Raw genomic sequence first — 24,998 nt, forward strand, 5'->3', positions numbered from 1 at the left:
AAAACACTCAAGGTCATTGCCAAAGCACGCGCCCATCGCCTCATGTTCCACTCCGAATGATCGTGACAAGGCGCTAGCGTACACCGAGAGCCCCGGGGGACGTCATCCCCGTCGGCTGCAAACGAAAAGGACCCCACCAATGGCGGGGCCCTTTTTCTGGACCAGACGCTGAAACGCCGGCCCCATACTGCCTACGCATTACTTGCGCATGGACTTCTCGAACATACGATCCATTTCGTCGCGATTGCGCTGAGTCGCTTCGAGAGCGGCATTCGCATCGCGCTGCGCTTTCTCGGCAGCATTCATTGCCTGCTGAGACATGCTCTTGGCTTCAGCCGCATCAGCCTGCGCCTGATCGATATCGCTCTTCATCTGTTCCTGGCCAGAAGCACAACCTGCCAAAACGGCCAGTGAGCCAGCGGCGACCAGAAGCTTGAGCGTGTTCTTGCTGTTGGACAACATCTGCGTTCTCCTTGAAAACCTTTCTGTGTGTGGTGATGAAGCCCTGATACATCAGGTCCCTCATGTACCGCCCACAGGATAATACGAATAACGCTAATCTCGCCAATATCAATTGCCTGAGAAACGATAAATTTTCCCACACTGCCCATGATCAAGGGGAAAAGACGCCCCCAATCGTCGCCGAATGGACACACCGCTGACGTCGATAAGCGTCATAATTCCTCCTCGTAGAAGCGATAACTTTCCGTTACATGGCAGGATGGCTTACCGACCAACGCGCAATCCGCCTCGCCTTCATTGAACTGGCACGCGAGCGCCAACCAATAAAACGCCCCCACATGCGAGCATGCAGGGGCGAACACCAGACCAGTACAGTAGAACTCAGTCTTGCCAGACGGCCTTGGCAATATCCACGACATGGCGCAGCTTGTCCCACTGCTGCGTTTCGCTGAGCAAATTACCTTCCTCGGTCGAGGCAAAACCGCACTGAGGGCTCAGGCAAAGCTGGGAAAGCGGCGCGTAGCGTGACGCTTCGGCGATGCGAGCACTAACTGTATCGGCGGGCTCGAGTTCGCCGCTCTTGCTGGTAATCAGCCCCAGGACAGCCTGCTTGTGACCTTCCGGCAGGAAACGCAGCGGCTCGAAGCCGCCCGCCCGTTCGGTGTCGTATTCGAGGAAGTAGGCATCGACATCGACGCGTCCCAGAAGCGTCTCGGCAACCGGCTCGTAGCCCCCCTCGCTGATCCACGTCGAGCGGAAGTTACCGCGGCAGACGTGCAGACTGACATGCAGATCGTCGGGACGATCTGCCAGCGCATGGTTGAGCACTTCGGCATAGATGTGTTGCAGACGATCGGCGTCCTCGCCACGCTCACGTGCTGCCGCGAGTTCCTTATCGGAACACAGATACGCCCACACCGTGTCATCGAGCTGCAGATAACGACAGCCTGCCGCATAGAAATGCTTGACCACGTCACGGTAAGTGTCGGCCAGGTCGGCGAAGAAGGTATCCAGGGAAGGATAGACACTACTGTCGATACTGCGGCGACCACCACGGAAATGCAGCACGCTGGGACTGGGCAGCGTCATCTTCGGCGTCGCCTTATCGACCGTGTCCGCCAGGAAGCGGAAGTGTCCGAGCATCGGGTGCTCAGGATCGAAACCCAGTTTGTCGGTCACGCGCACGCTGCGCGCCTGCGTCTGACGCCCCTGAAACTGGATCCCTTGATCCGCGCTATAACCTTCTACGCCCTTGAGACCTTCAAGAAAATCGAAATGCCACCAGGCGCGGCGGAACTCGCCATCGGTGACCGCCTTGAGGCCCAGCGCTTCCTGCTTGGCGACGACACGTCGAATCTCGGCGTTTTCGACATCGCACAATGCCGCATAGTCGATTTCCCCCGCTTGAAAACGGCGTCTCGCCTGTTTGAGCTCGTCGCTCCGCAACAGGCTACCCACGGTGTCGGCACGAAATGGAGGGTGATACTGGCTCATAGCGTTTTTCGACTCTCGTCTCGAAGATTAGGGCGCTTACTGTGCCGTGCCACAGCGGCCATGACCACTGCATATCCTTCAATCAAGCATGAAAGAAATTCATGGCGCTATATACGATGACGCTCGGCGCCTTATCGGCAGCCGGACATCATGGCGACAACACTCACATCGACCTTCAAGCAAAGCGCATCAATGCACCGTTTCCGGGGCCTCTTGCGACTCTTCCTCATTGCCTTCCCACAGGCGCGTGCGCGTGATCGCATGGTCGATCATCTGACGCGCCACCTCGAAGCGGCTCTGACGCAATAGATCCAGCGCCTCCTCCGAGAAGCGAATGCTTACCAATGCCTCGCCGTCGGCGTCGGCTTCGGAAGACCGCAGCACGACTTCACCATCGGCAAGTTCGACGATTTCCAGAATCGCGGTATCGGACACGCTATATTCTCCCGTTTGACCCAATAAAAAACGACCAAGGCAAACGCCATGGTCGTTTCTTTTCGTTACTTATCAGGATACCACCGCATGCATGCGTCGTCACCACTCCTCGCTGGTCTCGCGCAGTTCGTCAAGCTGAACCTTGAACGCCGCTATACATGCATCGAGCTCCTCGGGCAAGGCCATGCCCGAGGCGCTGGCGATCATGCCCGAACCACCGGTTCGGCGACGCGACGCGCCCTCGACGTCATGCAAAGACTCGAGACGCGCTAGCAATCGATCTAACCAGCTATCTTCCCGTCGCGCCAGCTCGCGCAACTGTACGACACCCGCTAGCGCCGGGCCCTGATCGGACAACAGCTCGCGCCAATCGTGGCGCGAGAGTTGCGCATGCTCTGTCAGCTCACGCAGCGCCGCGTTGAGCGCCAGCTCCAGCATGGCCAAGGCGCCTTCTTCATGCGCCATACGCCGGGCATCGGTATGCTCGTCGTCGTCCCAGGCGGTATCCAATAACAACTGGGCATGATAGAGCAGTTGATTGGTACGACCTCTCGGCGTCATTTGCGCTTATCCTCGATCCGCCACTTTCCGTCTTCGAATTCGGCCCGCCAGCCGCTCGCCTTGCCATCACGTTCACTCATCACGTACTGGCTTTTGGTCTTGCGCGAGAAGCGAATCTGCGCGTCACGCCCCTCGGGATCTTCCCCCGGCGCGTCGAGCAGGAAATGATACTTCTCGGGTAGCTCGTCGCGATGCGCCTTGAGCTCCTTGACCAAGGGAGGACGCGTTTCACGGTTCTTGGGAAACTGACTCGCCGCCAGAAACAGGCCGCTGGCGCCATCGCGCAAGACGTAATGATCCTCCACCTTCTGACAAGCCAGCTCGGGCATGGGGATCGGATCCATCTTGGGTGGCGCGACTTCGCCGCTCTTGAGAAGCTTGCGGGTATTCTTGCAGTTCTCGTTGGTACAGCCGAAGTACTTACCGAAACGCCCGGACTTGAGCTGCATCTCGCTACCGCACTTGTCGCACTCGATGACCGGACCGTCGTACCCTTTGATACGAAACGTGCCCTGCTCGATTTCATGCCCGCTGCAATCGGGACTATTACCGCAGATGTGCAGCTTGCGCGCCTCGTCGATCAGGTAGCTATCCATCGCCGTGCCACATTCCGGGCAACGGTGCTTGGCCCGCAAGGCCTCGGTTTCGGCCTCCTCATCGGCATCCGACGCCACGGCTTCGTCACCGGCGGTAAGATCGATGGTCGTCTTGCAACGTTCCTTGGGCGGCAGGTTATATCCCGAGCACCCCAGGAAGACACCGGTCGATGCCGTACGAATCTGCATCTTGCGGCCACAAGTGGGACAGTCGATGTCCGTCGGCACCGGCTGATTCGGCCGCATGCCTTCTTCGGCCTCGGCATGCTCGAGCTTGGCCTTGAACTCGGCGTAGAAGGCATCCAACAGCTCACGCCATTCGCGGTTGCCGGTGGCGATCTCGTCGAGGTGGTCTTCCATGCGTGCGGTGAAGCCGTAATCCATCAGGTCGCTGAACGATTCGGCGAGACGATCGGTGACGATATCGCCCAGCTTCTCGGCATAGAAACGGCGGCTCTCGAGCTTGACGTAGCCACGATCCTGGATCGTGGAGATGATCGAGGCATAGGTGGAAGGTCGCCCGATCCCCCGCTTTTCGAGCTCCTTGACCAGGCTTGCCTCGGTATAACGCGCCGTCGGCTTGGTGAAATGCTGCTGAGGATCGAGGGCCTGCAGAGTCATCGATTGCCCTTTCTCGAGATCCGGCAGTGCCTGATCTTCCTCTTTCTTGCCCGCCGGCTTCATCACCTTCGTGTAACCGTCGAATTTGAGCACTCGACCACGCGCCTTGAGCTCGAACTCTTCGGCCTCGACGGTCAGCGTCGTCGCCAGGTATTCCGCCGGCACCATCTGGCAGGCCACGAACTGGCGCCAGATCAACTCATACAAACGCTGGGCATCGCGCTCCACTGCAAGCTCGTCACCGTTTTGCGCCACCTCGGTAGGGCGAATCGCCTCGTGCGCCTCCTGCGCCCCCTCCTTGCTGGCATAACGGTTGGGCGACTCAGGCAAATACGCCTGGCCGAAACGTTCGTCGATATACGCCCGGGCACTCTCCACCGCGTCTTGCGAGAGGTTGGTCGAGTCGGTTCGCATATAGGTGATGTACCCCGCCTCGTAGAGACGCTGCGCCAGAGTCATGGTCTTCTTCACTGAAAACCCGAGACGTCCACTGGCGGCCTGCTGCAGGGTCGAGGTAATGAACGGGGCGTTCGGTTTGGAGCGTGTCGGTTTGGTCTCACGATCGGTGATCGCCAGCGCCGCCTCGCGAAGCGGCGCGATGCGCTCTAGCGTTTCCTGTTCAGAGGTAGGACGAAACGCCTGGCCTTCATGACGTGCTACCTCGAAACGAATCGGCGTCGCATCGCCCTTTTCAGCCACGAGATCAGCGTGGACATCCCAGAATTCTTCGGGAACGAAGGCGCGAATCTCACGCTCGCGCTCGACGATCAAGCGCACCGCCACCGACTGGACCCGGCCCGCCGACAGTCCCCGTGCGATCTTGCTCCACAGCAACGGCGACAGCATGAAGCCGACGACACGGTCCAGGAAACGCCGTGCCTGCTGCGCTTCGACGCGTGACAGGTCCAGCTCGCCGGGTGTCTTGAACGCCTCCTGAATGGCATTCTTGGTGATCTCATTGAAGACCACGCGACGATAGCGGGACGCATCGCCACCAATGGTTTCCTGCAGGTGCCAGGCGATGGCCTCCCCTTCACGATCCAGGTCGGTCGCGAGATAGACGGCATCGGCCTTTTCGGCGTGCTTCTTGAGCTCGGCAACGACTTTTTCCTTGCCCGGCAGTATCTCGTAGTTGGCGTCCCAGCCATGCTCAGGATCGATCCCCATGCGCCGTACCAGCTGGGTCCACTGCTTCTGCTTTTTATAGGTGGCTTTTTCATCGGGCGACATCTTGCGTGTCGCCGCCGCCTGGCGGGCTCGCTCTTTAGGATCGGTGGCGTTCTTGCCGCTGCCACTCGTCGGCAAGTCACGGATGTGCCCGACACTCGACTTCACCACGAAATCGTTGCCGAGATACTTGTTGATCGTCTTGGCCTTGGCCGGCGACTCCACGATGACCAGTGACTTGCCCATAACGCTCCGCTCGAATGGCCGACGCGCCCTAACATGGCGCCGGCAGTGATATCGTGACCGGGAACCGCCCGGCGAAAAATGCGCCTACCCTACCTTAGCGCCTCGTTGCGCGCCAGTCCGTCAAGTGCATGACTGTCTTTACGCCACTGGCTTGGAAAACACTAGACGCGACACCTGACTACCGGCAAGCACAACCCGCGCCCAAATCGACATGCTTCCCATGACCATGGCACTGGCAAGCATCTCCAGAGTCATCCAACCTAGGGGCATGTCCCGCATGCTAAAAGTGATAATCTGACGTTCACGACTTGGGGGCCATCGCACCTGTCGAGACGATGAGGCACAATGTCGTAAAATAACGACATGGCTCGCACAGAGCCGCTATTACCCTTTCATGAGGCCAAGGAGAATTCCATGCAGAATGCGTTTCACGGTCCGATGCGCCGCACCAAGATCGTCGCGACCCTGGGCCCGGCCAGCGACCGCGACGGGGTCCTCGAAGACATGATCTCCGCAGGCGTCGACGTGGTACGACTCAACTTCTCCCACGGCTCTGCGGACGACCATCGGCGGCGGCTAAAGGCGGTACGCGACGCAGCCGCACGCGTCGGACGTACCGTCGCCGCCTTGGGCGACCTGCAAGGCCCCAAGATCCGCATCGCCCGCTTCAAGGAAGGCGCCGTCACCCTCGAGCAGAACCAACCTTTCATCATCGACGTTTCCTTGGAACGCGATGCCGGCGACGCGAACCAGGTCGGCTGCGATTACAAGGACTTGGCCGCCGACGTCGCACCCGGCGATGTGCTGCTGCTAGATGACGGTCGCCTTGAGCTGCAGGTCGAGCGCGTCGATGCCCCAGCGATCCACACTACGGTCAAAGTCGGAGGCAAGCTCTCCAATAACAAGGGCATCAACAAGCAAGGCGGCGGCCTGTCCGCGGCCGCACTGACCGACAAGGACCGCGAGGACCTCAAGACCGCCATCGACATCGGTGTCGACTACCTGGCCGTGTCTTTCCCGCGGCATGGCGACGACATACGCCTGGCCCGCGACCTGCTCGGCGAAGCGGGTAGCGAGATCGGTCTTGTCGCCAAGGTCGAGCGCGCCGAAGCGGTCGCCGATGACGACACATTGAATGATATCATCCGCGCCAGCGAAGCCGTCATGGTCGCGCGTGGCGATCTGGGCGTGGAAATCGGCGATGCCCAACTGATCGGCGTGCAGAAGCGCATCATCCAGCATGCACGTAGCCTTAACAAAGTGGTGATTACCGCGACACAGATGATGGAGTCGATGATCGAGTCGCCACTACCGACCCGCGCCGAGGTCTTCGACGTCGCCAATGCAGTGCTCGATGGTACCGACGCCGTCATGCTCTCCGCCGAGACCGCTGCCGGCGACTACCCCGTGGAAACCATCAAGGCCATGGAGCGCCTCTGCCTGGGTGCCGAACGCGAGCGTGCCGCGCAGCAATCGCAGCACCGCATCCACGAAGGCTTCACCCGGGTCGATGAAACCGTGGCACTTTCGGCCATGTACGCCGCCAACCATCTCGATGGGGTCTCCGCCATCGTCTGCATGACCGCCACCGGTTATACGCCATTGATCGCCTCGCGCATTCGTTCCGGCCTGCCGATCGTCGCCTTGGCACATACCGAAATCGCGCAGCGCCGCATGGCATTGTATCGCGGGGTCGTCTCATTGCCCTTCGACACGCAAAGTCTCGCGCCCACTGAGTTCAATAACCACGCCGTCGACAATCTCGTCTCGCTGGGCATCGTCAAGCAGGGCGATCACGTCATCCTGACACGCGGCGATCATATGAATGCCCATGGCGGCACCAACACCATGAAGGTCATCCAAGTAGGCGACGAGATTGATTGATCAGCACCTTTGCCGGCGAGCTGCACATTGCTTGCCGCTTTGAAGGACCACGACGCATGCCACTTATTTGCGGCATGCGTCGATTTCACAGACCAGACTCGTAGCACCGAATCACGAGGCGCCACGGTCATGAGCGACGTTCCGATCAGGTGATCTCGATCAGCACCTCGCCTGGCGTCACGCGATCACCCTTGGCAACGTGGACCGCTTCGACGATACCCGAGACCCGTGCCTGGACTTCGGTTTCCATCTTCATCGCCTCGGTGATCAATACCGCCTGACCTTCCTCGACGCGATCGCCCTTGGCCACCAGCACATCGACGATGTTGCCGGGCATGGAGGTCGTGACGTGGCCGGGTTGCGAGGCACGCGCACGGCCCGAGGTCTCGCCGCCGACGAAGGCATCCTTGGCCTCGAAGACGACCTCTTCCGGCATGCCATCGAGCGTCAGGTACACCTGCCGCTTGCCACCGCTGTTACCGCCCACGCCGGTGATCTGCACTTCATAAGACTCGCCGTGCACGTCGATCACGAACTCGGTCGGCACGCCCTCGGTCACCGGGCGACTGGCGTCTCCCGCATCGGGCGCGGGAATCGGCTCCGAGACCAGCGTGCCATCGCACCGCCCCTGCAGGTAATCGCGCCCCAGCTCGGGGAACATGGCGTAGGTCAGCACGTCCTCCTCGCCCTCGGCCAGTTCACCGATATCCTTCTTCAACCTTTCCATCTCGGGGTTCAACCGGTCAGCGGGACGCGCCTCTTCCATCGGGGAGTTACCGATGGCCTGACGGCGCACATCGTCATCCACCGGCGCTGGCGGATGACCATACCCCCCCTGAAGATAGCGCTTCACCTCGTTGGTAATGGTCTTGTAGCGCTCGCCAGTGAGCACGTTCATCACCGCCTGGGTGCCGACGATCTGCGAGGTCGGCGTCACCAGAGGCGGATAACCGAGATCGGCGCGCACGCAGGGAATCTCGTTGAACACGTCGCGGATCTTGGACAACGCGTTCTGTTCCTTGAGCTGATTGGCGAGGTTGGACATCATGCCACCCGGGACCTGATTGATCTGTACCGAGACATCCTCGCGGGTGAACTCGCTTTCGAAGGCGGCATACTTCTGGCGCACGCCCCGAAAATAGTCGCCGCTCTCCTTGAGCGCTTCGAGATCCAAGCCGCTGTCGTATTCGGTGCCCTGAAAGGCAGCGACCATGGCTTCCGTCGATGGGTGGCTGGTACCGCCGGCAAACGCCGAGATACAGGTATCGATATGCCGGCATCCCGCTTCCACCGCCTTGAGATGGCACAGCGGGGCCAGCCCCGAGGTAGCGTGGGCATGCAGATGAACCGGCACGTCTACGGCCTCGACCAAGGCTGATACTAGCTCGCTCGTGGCATATGGCGTCAAAAGCCCCGCCATGTCCTTGATCGCAATAGAGTCGGCGCCCATATCGACCAGGCGCTTGGCTTGATCCACGTACATCGCCAGGGTGTGCACCGGGCTCACCGTGTAGCAGATGGTGCCCTGGGCATGCTTGCCACTGGCCTTGACCGCACGCATGGCGGTTTCCAGATTGCGCAGATCGTTGAGCGCATCGAAGACGCGAAACACATCGACGCCGTTATCCGCCGACTTGGCGACGAAACGCTCGACGACATCGTCGGCATAGTGACGATATCCCAGCAGATTCTGACCGCGCAGCAGCATCTGCAACGGAGTATTGGGCATCGCGTCCTTGAAGGCGCGCAGTCGCTCCCACGGGTCTTCCTTGAGAAAGCGCACGCAGGCATCGAAGGTTGCTCCGCCCCAGACTTCCAGCGAATGATAGCCGATGGCGTCCAGCTTGGCGCAGGCAGGTAGCATGTCTTCCGTGCGCAGGCGCGTGGCGATCAGCGATTGATGGCCGTCACGCAATACGACGTCGGTGATGTTGACTTGGGAAGATGATACGGCATTCATGATGGGTATCTCCTTATAGACCGGCGTGGGCGGCGATGGCGGCGGCAATTGCCAGAGCGACTTCCTCGGGATTGCGCTTTACCGAATAATTGAGTAGTTCGGGATGGCTGGGCACGAAACCGGTATCGAAGTGCCCGCTGCGGAAATCGGGGTGACGGAGAATTTCCTGGTAGTAAGGCGCAGTCGTCTTGACCCCCTGAAGGCGCATATCGTTTAGGGCACGAATCCCACGATCGAGGGTTTCCTCCCAGCTCATGCCCCATACGATCAGCTTCAAGCACATGGAGTCGAAATACGGTGGAATGGTATAGCCGGTATAGATCGCGGTGTCGGTGCGCACTCCTGGCCCACCCGGCGCGTAGTAACGCGTGATGCGTCCGAAGGAAGGCAGGAAATCGTTCTTGGGATCTTCGGCATTGACGCGAAACTGAATGGCATAGCCGTGGTGGTGAATATCCTCCTGGCGGTAGGCGAGCTTCAGCCCTGCGGCGATGCGCAGTTGCTCGCGCACGATATCCACCCCGGTGATCGCTTCAGAAATAGTGTGTTCGACCTGCACGCGCGTATTCATCTCCATGAAGTAGACCTCGTTACCCTTGACGAGGAACTCCACGGTGCCCGCGTTTTCGTAACCCACGGCACTCGCCGCACGTACGGCCATTTCGCCGACGTAGGCACGTTGCTCGGGCGTTAGCTGAGGGCTCGGCGCGATTTCGATGAGCTTCTGGTTACGGCGCTGGATCGAACAGTCGCGCTCGAAGAGATGGATCACATTGCCAATGCTGTCGGCGAGAATCTGCACCTCGATGTGATGCGGCTCAACGACGCATTTCTCCATGAACACATCGGCGCTGCCGAACGCCTTGGTCGCTTCGGAGATCACGCGCTCCCAGGCCTGCTCGAGTTGCGCCGGCGTATCACAACGGCGAATGCCGCGCCCACCACCGCCCGAGGTCGCCTTGAGCATCACTGGGTAGCCGATGGTCTCGGCCAGCGACAAAGCTTCTTCACAGGTGTCGAGATTGTTTTCCGAGCCCGGCGTGACGGGAACGCCAGCGTCGCGCATCGCCGTACGTGCCGCCGTCTTGTCTCCCATCCGCGCGATCACCTCGGCGCTCGGTCCGACGAAAGCAATGCCAGCATCTTCGCAGATGCGTGCAAAGTCGTCATTTTCCGAGAGAAAGCCGTAGCCGGGGTGAATTGCGTCACAGCCGGTCTCTCGAGCCAGGTCGACGATACGCCGCAGATCGAGATATCCCGCCAGCGGGTCTTCGCCGACGAAATGCGCCTCATCGGCGCGCTTGACGTGCAGCGCGAAGCGATCGGGCTCGGTGTAGATCGCCACCGAGCGGATGCCCATCTCAGCGCAGGCGCGTACAATGCGTACAGCAATTTCGCCACGATTGGCGATGAGAAGTTTTTTGAACACCGTCTGCCCTCCGGTTGTGGACGTCGCGTTGACATAGCGTGTCATCGTGGCGCCCTTTGGGTCGCTGAGTGCTTGTCATTATCGTACTCTCACGCTACCCACCGAAGGATCAATAGAAAAATTGATATTTTTTTGCCAAGCTATAAACAATAGCTTATGACAACGCCGGGGGCGTCATGTCACGACCCAATCTGCTCAATCGTCTGACCTTTCGCCAGTTGCAGGTTTTCCAGGCCGTGCACCGGCAGCAGTCCTATTCGCGTGCGGCCGAACAACTGGGCCTCACACAGCCCGCCGTCAGCGCACAGATCCGCCAACTCGAGCAAGCGCTCGAGCAACCACTCTTCAAGTACGCGGGCAAGACGCTGCATGTGCTGCCGGCCGCCGATGCGCTGGCCGCCTCAGTACAGTCGATCTTCGGTCAGGTTTCGAGCTTACAGATGGAACTTTCCGAATTGGCAGGGACCATACGCGGCGAGCTCAATCTCGCCGCCGTCAGCACCGCGCAGTATGTCGTGCCGCACATCCTGGCCCGCTTTCGCGCACGCTACCCGGAGGTACAGGTCCGCCTGCGTGTCTGCAATCGCGGCCAGGCGCTGGAGCGTCTTGCCGAGCGGCGCGACGACCTGGTGATCATGGGCATGGTGCCCGAGGATGCCAATCTCGCCTTCATGCCGATCCTCGACAACGAGATGATTCCCGTGGTGTGGCCCGGGCATCCGCTGTTGACGGACGACGCGCCCACACTCGAGGATTTCACGCGCTATTACGTCTTGATGCGCGAGCCCGGCTCAGGGACACGCACCGCGTTCGAGGATTTCGCCGCCCGTGAGCGGGTATCGCTGCGCCATACCCTGGAACTTGGCACCAACGAGGCGATCAAGCAGGGTGTCATGGCGCATCTCGGGGTCGCCGTGCTGCCGCGCCTGGCGGTCCAGCTCGAGCTCGCTTCGGGTCTGCTGGCGTCACCGACGCTACCCGGTTTCCCGCTGCGTCGGTCCTGGTGCACCGTACACCCCAAGGATCGCTACCCTACGCCCGTGACCGAGCTTTTCCTGCGCTTCGTCCGTGAACTGTTGCCCGAGCTGAATGCGCACTTCAAGGCACCACTGGTGCCCGCGCCTGGCCCCAGCTTCGCCTGCACGCCCTGAATCAGCCGCGCTTGACTTGACTCCGATCTAGACGGTCCTCATTTAATAGGCAGCGCCATCACGTTTCGCCTTTTATAGGGAGTCAATCATGCAAGTAGTCGCCACCACCAGTCAGCCTCAAGCAGCGCCCCTGGACGCTTTCGAGCGCCACGAACGCGAGATGCCCACCCCCGGCGAACGGGACCTTCTCGTGCGCGTCGAGGCGATCTCGGTCAATCCGGTGGATACCAAGATTCGCCAGGGCGCGTTCCTGCCCAGCGACCAGCACAACGTCCTCGGTTGGGATGCCGTGGGCCGAGTGGAACGTGTCGGTGCCAGCGTCGAGCACTTCGCCCCAGGAGATCGCGTGTACTATGCCGGCGAAGTCGAGCGCCCCGGCTGCAACGCCGAATACCAGCTGGTCGATGCGCGCCTTACCGCCAAGGCACCGAGCAAATTAAGCGCCGAAGAAGCGGCCGCCATGCCGTTGACGGCACTCACCGCCTGGGAAGCCCTTTTCGACAAGCTCAAGCTCTCGCAAGGCGACGATACGCACCGCGACCAGACCCTGCTGATCATCAACGGCGCCGGTGGCGTCGGCTCGATCGCGACGCAAATGGCTCGCCAACTCACTGGCATCAAGGTCATCGCCACGGCGTCGCGCGATACGTCCATCGAGTGGTGCCGACGCATGGGTGCGCATGAGGTCGTCGATCACCACGATCTCGTGTCGAACATGCAACATGCCGGTCACGAGCAGGTCGATTACATCTTCAATTGCCACGATATCGGCGACCACTGGGAGAACATGACCACGCTCATTCGCCCCTTGGGTCACATTGTGGCCATCGCCGAGACCCAGAAGAGCGTCGACCTCAACGCCCTGCAAGGCAAGGCAGTGACGTTCAGTTGGGAATTCATGTTCGCGCGGCCGCTGCATGGGGCCGATATCGCCCATCAGGGACAGATCCTGGCGACGCTGGCCGAGCGTTTCGACGCCGGTCATCTGCGCAGCACGCTCAGTGATATCGTCGGCCCATTGACCCCGGCCAATCTCGGGGAGGCCCATCGCCGCCTCGAAACCGGCCATACCACGGGCAAGCTGGTATTGAGTGCCATGCCCGAGGCGTGACATTCAGCACTGACTCGCCCCTGCGTAATACGACACGCTCGGCATTGGCCGAGCGTGGTATCGCGTGCGGCCAGGCGTCGTCCTTGGCACTGACGCGCCATTGACAGCCTGTCCAGCACTACGCCTTTTGTGGTATGTTGAAGACATCAATTCACGCATCATCAGACGTGCCAGGCCCCCCGGAAACGTCGACCGACGCCCTTCCCCTCCTTCTGTGGTAGCGTCGCCTCGGCGCCGTCGGCCGGCTTGCAGAGAGGCTCACGCTATGAGCGACACTCCTACCCACCGCATCACCAGCGGCAAGAAATACCGCAACGACCAGGGCATCGCCGCCATCAAGGATGGCATGAAATCACGCGAGCAATCCGCAGGCGATGGCGTCGGCGGCCGCAAGCCCTCATGGCTACGCGTCCAGATGCCCGGCGGCGAACGCTTCGAGGCGGTCAAGCGCAACGTGAAGGAGCACCGGCTCAGCACCGTCTGTGCCGAGTCTCACTGTCCGAACATGGGCGAGTGCTGGAGTAACGGCACTGCCACCATCATGCTGATGGGATCGGTATGTACCCGAGCCTGTCGCTTCTGCGCCGTCGACACCGGCAACCCGCGTGGCTGGCTGGACTCCGAGGAACCGGCGAACACCGCCGAGTCGGTGGAGCTGATGGGGCTGCGTTACGTGGTACTGACCTCGGTTGACCGCGACGACCTATCCGACGCTGGCGCTGGCCACTACGCCGACTGCATTCGCGCGATCAAGGCGCGTACGCCCCAGGTGGCAGTGGAAGCGCTGACCCCGGACTTCGATGGCATCCCCAGTGCCGTCGAGCGCGTGGTGGATTCCGGCCTAGAGGTATTCGCCCAGAACGTCGAGACCGTGGAGCGCCTGACCGGGCGCGTGCGCGACCCGCGTGCCGGTTATCGCAAGACCCTCGACGTGCTGGCGCATGCCAAGCGTCACCGCCCTGAGGTGATCACCAAGACCAGCATCATGCTGGGCCTCGGCGAAACCGAAGAAGAGATCCTCGAGACCTTCGACGATCTTCGCGCTATCGGTGTCGATATCGTGACACTGGGTCAATACCTGCAACCGACCCACAACCACCTGCCGGTGGAACGCTGGGTAACGCCCGACGAATTCGAACACTACCGCCAGCAGGGCCTGGCAAAAGGCTTCATGGAAGTGCCGTCAGGGCCGTTGGTACGCTCCAGCTATCGCGCCGACAGAGTGTTCGAGAAGAACAATCTGGGGTTGGCGGCACCCGCTGAGGTGCCCGGCCAATCGCCCGATCCCGACCGCATCGCAGCCGTCAACGTCAGCTAGACACGACGCTTTCCAGGCCCAGGCCTTGGAAAACCATGAAAATGGCCCGCCGTGGACTCAGTCCACGGCGGGCCATTTTCATGGAGACGCGTCGTTCAATCTTGAAGGACGGCGACACGCTCAGGCACTGGCTGTCAGGCGTGCTCGTTGGTAGCCGGCACCAGCGTTCGTTCCAGCGTTCGTGCCAGACGCTCGGCCAGCTCGACGGCGACCGTATCGCTATCCGGACAGGCGTCAATCAAATCGGCAAGCCGCGTCATGGTCATGCCGGCATAACCACAGGGATTGATGCGCTGGAAGGGGGCTAAGTCGCCATCGACGTTGAGCGCAATGCCATGAAAGCTGGCACCGCGCCGAATACGCAAGCCTAGCGAGGCAATCTTGGCCTCGCCGACATAGACACCCGGCGCGTCAGGGCGCGCATGCGCCTCCACGCCATACGCGGCCAGCAACGCGATCGCCGTGTTCTCGAGCGCCGATACCAGCTCCCGTACGCCCAGCTTGGCACGACGTACGTCGATCAGTGGATAAAGCACGACCTGGCCCGGTCCATGATACGTCACCTGCCCGCCACGATCCGTGACAACGACCGGAATATCGCCGGGCATTAGCAGGTGTTCGGGCTTTCCAGCCTGCCCCTGCGTGAACACTGGCTCGTGCTCCACTAGCCATAATTGATCAGGCGTTGTGGCATCACGTTCATCGGTGAGCTTGCGCATGGCCTGCCACACCGGTTCATAGGCACGACGCCCCAGGCGGTGCAACTGCACCGGCGAACATTCGTCGCTCATCGCCACCTACAGCACCATATGCACACGGCCCGTCGCCTTCAGCGAATGGAACAGTGCATTGAGCTGGTCTTGTCCAGTGGCGTGAATCACTACACGCACGGATTGAAAGCGGCTATTGCGGCTATCGACCATGCGCACGCTACGACGATCAAAACCAGGCGCGTGTTGCTCGACGATGTCGACCACGGTGACCTTGAAGTCCGGTTCCGCGTCACCGACGATCTTGATGGGATATTGACAGGGAAACTCGATCTTGGGCGCATCTTGTGCACCCTGCTCGGTGGGTGAAGTCTTTTGCATGGAGAACGGCCTCACATGGGCTCTGCATGATATTTCCGAGTATTCTACTCAACCTTATCATATCGACCAAGGGCGAAGCCTTCGCAACGCTTCGCCCTCAAAACCGAACTACAGTGAATCAGTCGAAGAATCCATACATGAATTGCAGTACGCTATCCCAGACTCGCTTGAAAAAACCACCTTCGGAGACTGATTCCAACGCTACCAGAGGCCGCTTATCGAGTACTTCCCCGTTGAGCTTGATCTTCAATGTGCCGAGCTGCTCTCCCTTCTCGATCGGCGCATCGATGGTTTTCTTGATGTCGAGCTGGGCGTTCAATTCGTCGCTATGACCACGCGGCATGGTCAAATACACGTCGTTGGCCACGCCCAGACGCAGCTCGTCCTTTTCGCCTCCCCAGATACGCGGCTTATTGAGCACAGCGCCACTTTCGTAGAGACGCTGTGTCTCGAAGAAGCGGAACCCGTAGCTCAACAGCTTCTGGGTCTCTTGCGCCCGCGCCTCGTCGGAATCGGTCCCCATCACCACGGCCACAAGGCGTGTGTCGTCCTTCTTGGCAGATGCCACCAGGCAGTAACCCGCTGCCTTGGTATGCCCTGTCTTCAAACCATCGACATTGGGATCGCGCCATAACAGGCGGTTACGGTTGGGCTGCCGAATATCGTTCCAGGTGAAGTACTTCTCTGCATAGACCTCGTAGTGGTCGGGATAGTCCTCGATGATGTGCTGCGCAATGACCGCCAGATCGTGGGCCGAAGAATAGTGGTCATCATGCGGCAAGCCGGTGGGGTTCATGAAATGCGTATGCTGGAGGTTCATACGCGAGGCCTGCTGATTCATGAGATCGGCGAAGGCGTCTTCACTGCCCGCGATATGCTCCGACAGAGCAACGCTGGCATCGTTGCCCGACTGAATCACGACCCCTCTGAGCAAGTTGTCGACGCTTACCTTGTTTCCCGGGTTGAGAAACATCCGCGAGCCGCCAGTGCGCCACGCATTCTCGCTAATCGTTACCTTGTCGTCGGCATCGATATTCTCGGCATCGATTTCACGCTCGACGATATAGGCGGTCATCATCTTGGTCAGGCTGGCCGGCGGCAGCTCCTTGTCGGCATTGTGCTCGACCAGGATCTTGCCACTATCGGCATCCATCAAAACCCAGGAAGACGCTGCCAGATTCGGCGCCGACGGCACCATAGACGACGGCACCGGCGAGGGCTCGGGGGGATCCTCGGCTTGCGCCATAGGGATGAGACCACCGACACCTAGCGTGACCAATAAAACAATGCGTAACAATGACGATCGGGCGAACACTCTCATGACAACTTTTCTCGCTAAGCGGGGTTACTCGGTAGCGGAAACGACGAACGACTGGTCAAAACCCGCCGCTTGCAATTCCGCTTTGATGGAATCGATATGCGACGCATCATGCACAGGCCCTACCTGAACACGATACAAGGACGCCTCTTCCCTTACGCGTACCGGACGCGATACTTGTCCTTGCAAGCGCTTTTCCAGCGCCTTGGCCCTGGCCGCGGAACTCAGTGCCGCGACCTGAACATATTGTCCCGTGCCACCCTGGCGCTCAGTGACACGATCTTGCCGGGGCGCCTCGGCGGTCGAGGCGTCATCCACTGCCCCCTGCATCGACTCTCGAGCCGATACGCCCGAGGACGCCTTGGCCACATCCTCTGGGGAAGCTGACTCGGTGGAACGCTCATGCTGCTCGGCCCATTGCTCGGGGTCAATGGCCTCCACACGCACATGCCCCGTTCCGTGTCCCAGGATATCCAGGCGTGCTGCGGCGGCATAAGACAGATCGATCAGCCGATCGCCATGAAACGGGCCACGATCGTTGACGCGCACGATGACACTGCGCCGATTGTCGAGGTTGGTCACGCGGACATAAGTCGGCAGTGGTAGCGTGCGATGTGCCGCCGACATCTTGTACATGTCGTAGGTTTCCCCGCTCGCGGTATCGTAGCCCTGGAACTTGGTGCCATACCAGGACGCATCGCCTTCTTCTACATAGCCGCTGGGATCCGACAGCACATGATAGGTCTCGCCCCATACCTCATATGTGGAACGATTACCGCTCTTGGCAAGTGGCTCGTCCTTGGGCACCGCATCGGGAACATCCGACACATCGGGCGGCGCGTCCGGATAAGCATCGTTTTGCTGCGCATAACGACCGCCGCCGTCACTGGCGCATCCTGCCACCAACAGCATCAACAGACATACAAGTACACCGCCGACTCTCATGCATCATCCTTGTCGAGCGCTGTCTGGATACCTGCCGCGAGCTCTGTGACAGCCATCGCATATAGATAACTGTGGTTATAACGCGTGATCACATAGAAGTTTTCATGTCCCAGCGCGTAGCGGTAATTCCCCGACTCGAGTGCCAAGGAGAGCGGAATGACACGTGACGCGTCGAGCTCACCACGCGGATGAATACCGACATCGGCAAGAGTCGCCAATTTCACGTAAGGCTCACGCGTGCGGTTGAAATCGATCGCTTGCGGAGGCTTCTCGGGGCCATCGACGGGCGTCACGACTGGCCCCCCTCGGCGCCACCCATGCTCGGCGAAGTAGTTGCCCACGCTGCCGATCGCATCCACGGGATCGTCCCACAAATCGCGCCGCCCATCGTCATCGAAATCGACGGCATAGGCGCGGTAACTGGTCGGAATGAATTGTGGGTAGCCCATGGCACCGGCATAGGAGCCTTTAGGGGCTTCCGGCGAAATCCCCTGATCCAGGGTGATTTCGAGAAACGCCGCCAATTCGCCACGAAAGAAGTCGCCGCGTGAAGAGTGATGAAAAGCCAGCGTAGCGAGCGAATCGAGCACACGATGACGCCCTTTGTGCTGGCCATAGCGTGTCTCGACACCGATGATCGCAGCAATATAGGCGGGCGGCACACCGTATTCGCGTTTGGCTCGCGCGAAAGCGTCACGGTGCTCGCGAATGAACGCAACGCCTTCTTGAATACGCTTGGGTTGCACGAAGATGTCGCGATATTCATGCCAACTCAGGCGACGCTCTGCCGCCCCCTGCATGGCGTCCAGCACTTCCTGGCGAAACTGGGCGTGGTGCAATGCCTGAGTCACGTCATCGCGAGAAATCCCGTCCCCCGATACGTCCTCAACCCACTCGCGGATATCAGCGTGTGAGGCAGGATCGAATTCCTCGGCCGCATGCGACGACGGACACAGGGCCAACCCAAACAGCAACAACGCTGCCGGGGAGAACCCTCGCCAATGGGACCGCACACTACTCCACTTCATCAGGCTCTGACTCCTTGGCCCAGGGGCTGTCGTCGCATCCTTTCCGCGTCTCGCCCTACTAGCGAGGCAACAACCGGCGATGGGTATGAACGGACATGAGGATACCGAAACCGACCAGCAAGGTCACGCTGGACGTGCCGCCAAAACTGACCAGTGGAAGCGGCACACCAACGACGGGCAAAATGCCGCTGACCATGCCGATATTGACGAAGACATAAATGAAGAATGTCAGCACGATGCTGCCCCCGATCAGACGCCCAAAAGTATCCTGGGCGGTATTGGCGAGAAACAACCCGCGCCCTACGATGAGCACGTAGAGGGCCAGGAAGACCAGCATCCCGATCAATCCCAATTCCTCTCCCAGCACAGCACCGATGAAGTCAGTATGACGTTCGGGAAGAAATTCCAACTGAGACTGAGTCCCCAAGCCCCACCCCTTGCCGAAGACGCCCCCACTACCGATGGCCGTTTTCGACTGGATGATATTCCAGCCCGACCCCAGCGGATCGCTTTCGGGGTTGAGAAAGGTCAGTACGCGCTGGCGTTGATATTCATGCATATTGAACCAGAGCAATGGCAAGGCAGATGCAAGCAGCACCGCCAGCAAGCCGATTACTCGCCATGACAAGCCCGCGAGAAAGATAACCAAAACCGCCGCACAGGCCACCAGCAATGACGTCCCCAGGTCGGGCTGGCGCATGATCATCATTACCGGCACGCCGATGATCAAGGCACAGATCAGCAGGTCGCGTATGCTCGGTGGTAGCGATCTCTTGTAGAGGTACGCCGCCACCATCATGGGTACCGCCAGCTTCATCAACTCCGAGGGCTGAAAGCGAATCACCCCGGGAATCTCGAGCCAGCGCTGCGCCCCCATGCCGATATCCCCCATGATCTCGACGGCAAGAAGCATCGCGATTCCCAGGCAGTAAGCCAGTGGCGTCCAGCGATACAAGGTACCCGGAGAAAACTGGGCGATCACGAACATAGCGAGCAATGCCACACCAAAACGTGACGCCTGCCCCAGCGCGACGGCGAGACTCATGCCACTGGCACTGTACAAGACGACCAACCCTGCCCCCATTAGACTCAGCAGCAGCAAAAGCAGCCAAGGGTCGAGATGAAGGCCTGACCAGAAGGAGCGCTTACGCCCCATGCCCTCCGACGGTGCCCGACTGAAGCGACGCCATTCAAGTCCCTTCAACTTCGACGTCCTCCTTGATGAGTTCTTCGGCTTGATGGGTGTTCTCGTCATCGGACAGAAGCCATTCGTCTGCCAGGGCGCGGGCCAGACCTGCAGCATGCGAACTACCGCCCCCTGCGTTTTCGACGATCACGGCGATGGCTATCTGCGGATCGTCCACTGGCGCGAACGCCGTGAACAAGGCGTGATCACGCAAGCGTTCCTTGAGCTCGTCGGCGTCGTATTTCTGATCCTGCCCCAAGGAAAACACCTGTGCTGTGCCCGACTTGCCCGCCATTTCATACTGCAGCCCCTGGCCGATGTGGCGCGCCGTCCCCTCGCGGCCGCTGACGACTTTCTGCATGCCGTTGAAAACGTCATCCCACCAGACATCCTTGTCGAGCTTCACGTCGGGCTTGGTATTCTTGAAAGGCGGTTCGACCGAAGCCTCACCGACGCGCTTGGCCAAATGTGGACGCACCCAGTTCCCACGGTTGGCCAGCGTTGCCTCGGCCGTTGCGAGCTGCAACGGCGTGACCATCCAGTAGCCTTGTCCAATGCCTGCCGAGAGCGTTTCGCCGGGATACCACGCTTCTCCATACTTTTCGCGTTTCCACTCACGTGAAGGCACGGTGCCCGATGAAGCACCTTGCACATCCAACGAGGTGACTTCCCCAAACCCGAACTTGTGCATGAAGCTGGATAAGTCATCGATGCCAAGGCGATGCGCCATGGTGTAGAAATAGGTGTTGTTGGAAACGGCAAGAGCGCGCTCCAGATCGACACGCCCATGTCCCCAGCGCAACCAGTTGCGGTAATGACGCGTCCCATTAGGCAGTTTGTAATACCCCGGGTCATAGATAACTTCCTCGGGCGTTACAACCCTGTTTTGTAGCGCCGCCAAGGCTTCGAAGGGCTTGATGGTAGAGCCGATCGGGTAATGGCCATGTGCGGCCCGGTTAAACAACGGCAGGTCCGGATCCTGCTGCAGCGACTGATAGTCCTTGTAGGAGATCCCGGTCACGAACTCGTTGGAATCGAATCCTGGAGCGGAGACCATCGCTAGAATGTCACCGGTCTGGGGTTGAATCGCGACGATGGAGCCGCGCTGCCCATCCAGTAAATCGTACGCCATCTGTTGCAGCTGCGTGTCGATGGTCAGCGTCAAGTCCTTGCCCGGTTCTGGCGGTGTACGCTCGAGCTCGCGTAGCACACGCCCCCGGGCATTGGTTTCCACCTTACGCAGGCCAGCCTGCCCATGTAGCGCTTTTTCGTACTGCTTCTCGATACCGGTCTTGCCGATATAATGCGTGCCCGCATAGTTGCCGCTATCAAGCGAGGCCAGCTCTTGGTCGTTGATTCGCCCTACATAGCCCAGCACATGCGACATGATCTTGGGGTCGGGATAGTGACGCAGCCACTGTGCTTCGACCTCGACCCCTGGAAGGCGGTAACGATTGACGGCTAACCGCGCGATTTGCCGCTCGTTGAGATCGCTCATCAACAGTGCCGGTTGATAGGGTCTTTGACGCTGACGCGACCGTTTACGAAACGCTTCAACCTGCGTTTCGTCCAGCCCCAGGATATCGACCAATCGATCAAGAGTGGCATCAATATCCTTGACCCGCTCGCGGACGATGGTCAAATTGTAGGTTGGGCGGTTTTCAGCCACCAATTTCCCTTGGCGGTCGTAGATGAGCCCACGCGTCGGTGGCAACGGTTCGACGCGCACACGGTTCTTCTCGGAACGCGTGGTAAAGACATCATGCTCGACAACCTGAAGATAGAAAAGACGAGCGCCCAGCCCTCCAGCCATCAACAATACGAGCAATGCCGCCAATAGCGAGCGGGCCCGGAATACACGGACTTCTCGAGCGGTATCCTTGATTGGGTCGCGTCGTTTACGCATGGGTCCCCGATAACAGGCGGGAAGGTGGAAGGTAGCCGCTGAGCAGGTGCCGAGCCCCGTTGCTCATCGGTGATAGGGATGACCCGCCAGCAAGGTCCAGGCGCGATACAACTGCTCGGCCAGCAGAATACGTACCAGTGGATGAGGCAACGTCAATGCCGAAAGCGACCAGCGTTGCTCGGCCCGCGCCAAAAGACGTGAGTCGAGACCGTCCGGCCCGCCCACCAGGCACGCCACATCGCGACCGTCCTGGCGCCATTGCTCGGCGTTGGCGGCCAATCGTTCGGTACTCCAACTTCGTCCCTCGACATCCAATGCGATGACACGCTCCTGGTCACGCAGCTTCGCCAGCATGGCATCGCCTTCGCCCTGAATCGCACGGGCCACATCGGCGTTCTTTCCCCGCTTGCCGGGCGCAATCTCGACGATATCCACGCTGAAATCACGCGGCAGTCGCTTGAGGTATTCGTCAACGCCTTGCGTGACCCAGTCGGGCATGCGAGTCCCCACGGCGAGCACACGCAGCTTCATCCACGCACCTCGCCAAGGGCCCCCACAACGGATACCCCATCGCTGGGCAGATCCGACCACAAGCGCTCAAGATCGTACAGCTGGCGGGTCTCGGGCAGCATGATGTGGACCACGAGATCGCCCAGATCGACCAGAACCCAATCGCTTCCCTGTTGCCCTTCGACACCCAAGGGGCGGCATCCTGCTTCCTTGACTTTCTCCACCACGCTCTCGGCCAGGGCACTGATGTGTCGGCTCGAGGTCCCGCTAGCGACGACCATGGTGTCGGTGACGCTGGTCAGCGAGGCAACGTCGAGTTCGGCAACATCACGTGCCTTGAGTTCCTCGAGCGTGTCCATTACCAGCGTTTTGAGTGCTTCAGTCTGCATAGCTCCTCGTTCATATGTCATACCCCTTTAGGCAAGGCCCGCATTCTACCGCGCTGACACCAAACCGCCAGGGGCAAGGTTAAAAAGGCCTTCGGGTGGCACCACCACGCGCCGGGCTCCTTTCATTGATTGATGACGACATCATCGTCGATAAAGACGACGCGCCAGGAGATAGCGTTCCACAGCATCGGGCAGCAAGTAGCGCACGCTTTCACCGCGCTGCAATCGCTCTCGAATCGCCGTGGCCGAAATCGCCATGCGCGTGGGTAAGCTCAAATGCAGCACTCCCCCCGCAGGCGACTGCATCAGCGTATCGACACTCGTCACTTCACGGCCTTCGATCAGCGTCTCGAGCGCCGTCGGAAGCGGCTTTTGGTGATCGGGGCGATCGACGACGACGACATGCGCGAGCTCGAACAGACTCGTCGGCTCATGCCATTCGGCCAAGTGCAGATAGGCGTCGTACCCCAGCGCCATGACCAGGCGCGCCTGCGGGCCCAGTTCTTCTCGCAAGGACGCCAGGGTCGCGGTGGAATAGGAAGGTCCCTCGCGGCGGATCTCACGGTCATCCACGTAAAGGCCCGGCGTGTCAGCGATGCCCAACGCCAGCATGGTCGCGCGCTGCTCGGCGTCGACCCCGGGAGAGGCACGATGCGGCGGCACTCGCGCCGGGACCATATGAACGCGATCGAGCAACAAGGCTTCGCGCAGCTCGATGGCGCTACGCAGGTGCCCCACGTGCACGGGATCGAAGGTACCGCCCAGCATCGCGACACACGGCGGAGCCTCAGCTGCGCACATGGCCATCGCCGTATACAATGTATTTCTCGCTGGTGAGGCCTTCCAGGCCGACGGGCCCACGCGCATGCAGCTTGTCTGTGGAAATGCCGATTTCCGCCCCTAGCCCATATTCGAAGCCGTCGGCGAAGCGAGTCGAGGCATTGACCATGACCGAGCTGGAGTCGACCTCGGTCAGAAAGCGCCGTGCGTCGGTCAGATTTTCGCTGACGATGGCATCGGTATGGTGCGAGCCATAAGTATTGATGTGCGTAATCGCCTCTTCCAACGTATCGACCACGCGAATGGCCACGATCGGCGCAAGGTATTCGCTATACCAGTCATCCTCGGTCACGGCGACAGCGTCCGCCACCCAGGCCCGCGTCCGCTCGCACGCACGCATCTCGACACCCTTGCGGCGATAGATGTCAGCCAATTCGAGCAGTACCCGGGGCGCCGCCTCGGTGTGGACCAGCAGCGTTTCCATGGCATTGCAGGGCGAATAACGCTGGGTCTTGGCGTTGTCGGCAATGGCCACCGCCTTGGCCGGATCGGCGGCCTGGTCGACATACACATGACAGATGCCATCGAGATGCTTGATCACTGGCACGCGCGCGTCTCTCGAAATGCGTTCGATCAGTCCCTTCCCGCCGCGCGGCACGATGACATCGACGAACTCCGGCATGGCGATCAATGTGCCGACCGCTGCACGGTCGGTCGTCGCCACGACTTGCACGCAGGCCTCGTCGAGGTCTGCCGCCTTGAGCCCTTGTCGGATACAAGCCGCAATGGCGCGGTTGGAATGGATCGCCTCGGAGCCGCCGCGCAAGATCGTGGCATTGCCTGATTTCAAGCACAGGCTGGCGGCGTCCACGGTCACGTTGGGACGCGATTCGTAGACGATGCCCACCACGCCCAGCGCGACGCGCATCTTGCCCACCTGAAGTCCCGAAGGGAGATAGCGCATGTCACGAATCTCACCAATTGGGTCGGACAAGGCAGCCACTTGCCGCAAGCCTTCGATCATCGTGTCGATACGCGCCGGCGTCAGCGCCAGACGATCCAGCAGTGCCTCGGCGAGGCCGTTGTCGCGTCCCGCCTCTAGATCACGACGATTGGCGGTTTCCAATGTCTCGCGCGCCTCGTCCAGGGCACTCGCCATGGCGAGTAGCGCGCAGTTCTTTTGCGCGGTAGTCGCGCGGGCCAGAACGCGTGACGCACCACGCGCCCGTTCGCCCATCGCATGCATGTAAGCATCGACGTCGGCGATCTCGGACTCGGAAGTTTCAAGGGCCATTCGGGCAATTTTCTCCTGGGTATCCGCCGGGAAGCATATGATAATCGGTGCTTTCCGAAGCATGATGGCAGAGGCACAACGGCTATACTGCCGGCACCGTTGGGAAAGGAATCACT

General features: G+C 60.3%; 23 protein-coding genes. 4 read left to right on the top strand and 19 right to left on the bottom strand.

All coding sequences use genetic code 11. The features are described 5' to 3' along the window. Positions 1–198 precede the first annotated feature (198 nt). The 6 genes from OP495_RS02440 to OP495_RS02465 form a co-directional block, all read right to left on the bottom strand. Positions 199–462 carry an Lpp/OprI family alanine-zipper lipoprotein gene (locus OP495_RS02440; RefSeq protein ID WP_280561342.1) on the bottom strand — a complete coding sequence of 88 codons (264 nt, stop codon included), beginning with the start codon at positions 460–462 and terminating at the stop codon, positions 199–201. A 381-nt stretch (positions 463–843) separates the two neighbouring features. After that, entirely contained in the window at positions 844–1,956 is a 1,113-nt protein-coding gene (locus OP495_RS02445; RefSeq protein ID WP_280566963.1) for a cobalamin-independent methionine synthase II family protein, read from the bottom strand. A 189-nt stretch (positions 1,957–2,145) separates the two neighbouring features. Continuing rightward, complete coding sequence (locus OP495_RS02450) at positions 2,146–2,391, bottom strand: hypothetical protein (RefSeq protein WP_280561344.1); 246 nt, start codon at positions 2,389–2,391, stop codon at positions 2,146–2,148. A 99-nt stretch (positions 2,392–2,490) separates the two neighbouring features. Further along, entirely contained in the window at positions 2,491–2,952 is a 462-nt protein-coding gene (locus OP495_RS02455; protein ID WP_280566966.1) for a DUF6586 family protein, read from the bottom strand. After that, on the bottom strand, positions 2,949–5,582 hold the full coding sequence (gene topA, locus OP495_RS02460; protein WP_280566969.1) for a type I DNA topoisomerase: 2,634 nt from the start codon (positions 5,580–5,582) through the stop codon (positions 2,949–2,951). The genes OP495_RS02455 and topA overlap by 4 nt, the downstream gene beginning before the upstream one ends. A gap of 138 nt (positions 5,583–5,720) precedes the next feature. Further along, positions 5,721–5,852, bottom strand: a complete 132-nt coding sequence (locus tag OP495_RS02465; RefSeq protein ID WP_280566972.1) for a hypothetical protein — start codon at positions 5,850–5,852, stop codon at positions 5,721–5,723. A 144-nt stretch (positions 5,853–5,996) separates the two neighbouring features. Between OP495_RS02465 and pyk the strand changes: the two genes are divergently transcribed. Then, the gene (gene pyk / locus OP495_RS02470) at positions 5,997–7,466 is read left to right on the top strand and encodes a pyruvate kinase (RefSeq protein ID WP_280566975.1); all 1,470 of its coding nucleotides are present in this window, start codon (positions 5,997–5,999) and stop codon (positions 7,464–7,466) included. A gap of 145 nt (positions 7,467–7,611) precedes the next feature. Here pyk and oadA read toward each other — a convergent pair whose 3' ends face one another. Together oadA and OP495_RS02480 are read right to left on the bottom strand one after the other, a co-directional pair. Then, positions 7,612–9,426, bottom strand: a complete 1,815-nt coding sequence (oadA, locus tag OP495_RS02475; RefSeq protein ID WP_280561348.1) for a sodium-extruding oxaloacetate decarboxylase subunit alpha — start codon at positions 9,424–9,426, stop codon at positions 7,612–7,614. A 13-nt stretch (positions 9,427–9,439) separates the two neighbouring features. Continuing rightward, positions 9,440–10,855 carry an acetyl-CoA carboxylase biotin carboxylase subunit gene (locus tag OP495_RS02480; RefSeq protein ID WP_280566978.1) on the bottom strand — a complete coding sequence of 472 codons (1,416 nt, stop codon included), beginning with the start codon at positions 10,853–10,855 and terminating at the stop codon, positions 9,440–9,442. Between the two features lie 176 nt (positions 10,856–11,031). On the opposite strand from OP495_RS02480, the gene OP495_RS02485 reads away from it, so the two are divergent. From OP495_RS02485 to lipA, 3 genes are all read left to right on the top strand, one after another. Further along, the gene (locus OP495_RS02485; RefSeq protein WP_280566981.1) at positions 11,032–12,006 is read left to right on the top strand and encodes a LysR family transcriptional regulator; all 975 of its coding nucleotides are present in this window, start codon (positions 11,032–11,034) and stop codon (positions 12,004–12,006) included. 88 nt (positions 12,007–12,094) lie between these two features. Next, positions 12,095–13,117, top strand: coding sequence for a zinc-binding alcohol dehydrogenase family protein (locus OP495_RS02490; RefSeq protein WP_280566984.1), 1,023 nt, complete (start codon positions 12,095–12,097; stop codon positions 13,115–13,117). A gap of 265 nt (positions 13,118–13,382) precedes the next feature. Then, positions 13,383–14,435, top strand: a complete 1,053-nt coding sequence (gene lipA / locus OP495_RS02495) for a lipoyl synthase (RefSeq protein WP_280561353.1) — start codon at positions 13,383–13,385, stop codon at positions 14,433–14,435. Between the two features lie 134 nt (positions 14,436–14,569). Here the strand turns inward: lipA and lipB are convergent, their stop codons facing one another. From lipB to OP495_RS02550, 11 genes are all read right to left on the bottom strand, one after another. Beyond that, positions 14,570–15,226, bottom strand: coding sequence for a lipoyl(octanoyl) transferase LipB (gene lipB, locus OP495_RS02500; protein WP_280561355.1), 657 nt, complete (start codon positions 15,224–15,226; stop codon positions 14,570–14,572). A gap of 6 nt (positions 15,227–15,232) precedes the next feature. Next, positions 15,233–15,526 (bottom strand): DUF493 domain-containing protein, encoded by a 294-nt coding sequence (locus OP495_RS02505; RefSeq protein ID WP_280561356.1) that lies wholly within the window; start codon positions 15,524–15,526, stop codon positions 15,233–15,235. Positions 15,527–15,644: 118 nt separating this feature from the next. Next, entirely contained in the window at positions 15,645–16,847 is a 1,203-nt protein-coding gene (locus OP495_RS02510) for a D-alanyl-D-alanine carboxypeptidase family protein (protein ID WP_348521290.1), read from the bottom strand. Between the two features lie 24 nt (positions 16,848–16,871). Continuing rightward, positions 16,872–17,789: a septal ring lytic transglycosylase RlpA family protein gene (locus OP495_RS02515; RefSeq protein WP_280561357.1), complete on the bottom strand. Its 918-nt coding sequence runs from the start codon at positions 17,787–17,789 to the stop codon at positions 16,872–16,874. Continuing rightward, the gene (gene mltB, locus OP495_RS02520; protein WP_280567008.1) at positions 17,786–18,817 is read right to left on the bottom strand and encodes a lytic murein transglycosylase B; all 1,032 of its coding nucleotides are present in this window, start codon (positions 18,815–18,817) and stop codon (positions 17,786–17,788) included. Before mltB ends, OP495_RS02515 begins: the two co-directional genes overlap by 4 nt. A gap of 58 nt (positions 18,818–18,875) precedes the next feature. Next, positions 18,876–19,973 (bottom strand): rod shape-determining protein RodA, encoded by a 1,098-nt coding sequence (gene rodA, locus OP495_RS02525; protein ID WP_280561879.1) that lies wholly within the window; start codon positions 19,971–19,973, stop codon positions 18,876–18,878. A 34-nt stretch (positions 19,974–20,007) separates the two neighbouring features. After that, complete coding sequence (gene mrdA / locus OP495_RS02530; RefSeq protein WP_280561359.1) at positions 20,008–21,909, bottom strand: penicillin-binding protein 2; 1,902 nt, start codon at positions 21,907–21,909, stop codon at positions 20,008–20,010. A gap of 63 nt (positions 21,910–21,972) precedes the next feature. Further along, positions 21,973–22,440, bottom strand: a complete 468-nt coding sequence (gene rlmH, locus OP495_RS02535) for a 23S rRNA (pseudouridine(1915)-N(3))-methyltransferase RlmH (protein ID WP_040243747.1) — start codon at positions 22,438–22,440, stop codon at positions 21,973–21,975. Next, entirely contained in the window at positions 22,437–22,808 is a 372-nt protein-coding gene (rsfS, locus tag OP495_RS02540; protein WP_280561360.1) for a ribosome silencing factor, read from the bottom strand. Before rsfS ends, rlmH begins: the two co-directional genes overlap by 4 nt. A gap of 141 nt (positions 22,809–22,949) precedes the next feature. Beyond that, a complete protein-coding gene (gene nadD / locus OP495_RS02545) occupies positions 22,950–23,609 on the bottom strand; it encodes a nicotinate-nucleotide adenylyltransferase (RefSeq protein WP_280561362.1) in 660 nt (219 codons plus the stop codon). Continuing rightward, positions 23,596–24,945 (bottom strand): glutamate-5-semialdehyde dehydrogenase, encoded by a 1,350-nt coding sequence (locus OP495_RS02550; RefSeq protein WP_280561363.1) that lies wholly within the window; start codon positions 24,943–24,945, stop codon positions 23,596–23,598. The genes nadD and OP495_RS02550 overlap by 14 nt, the downstream gene beginning before the upstream one ends. Positions 24,946–24,998: the final 53 nt, after the last annotated feature.

It is taken from the genome of Chromohalobacter sp. 296-RDG, assembly GCF_029889885.1.
Lineage (GTDB): Bacteria > Pseudomonadota > Gammaproteobacteria > Pseudomonadales > Halomonadaceae > Chromohalobacter.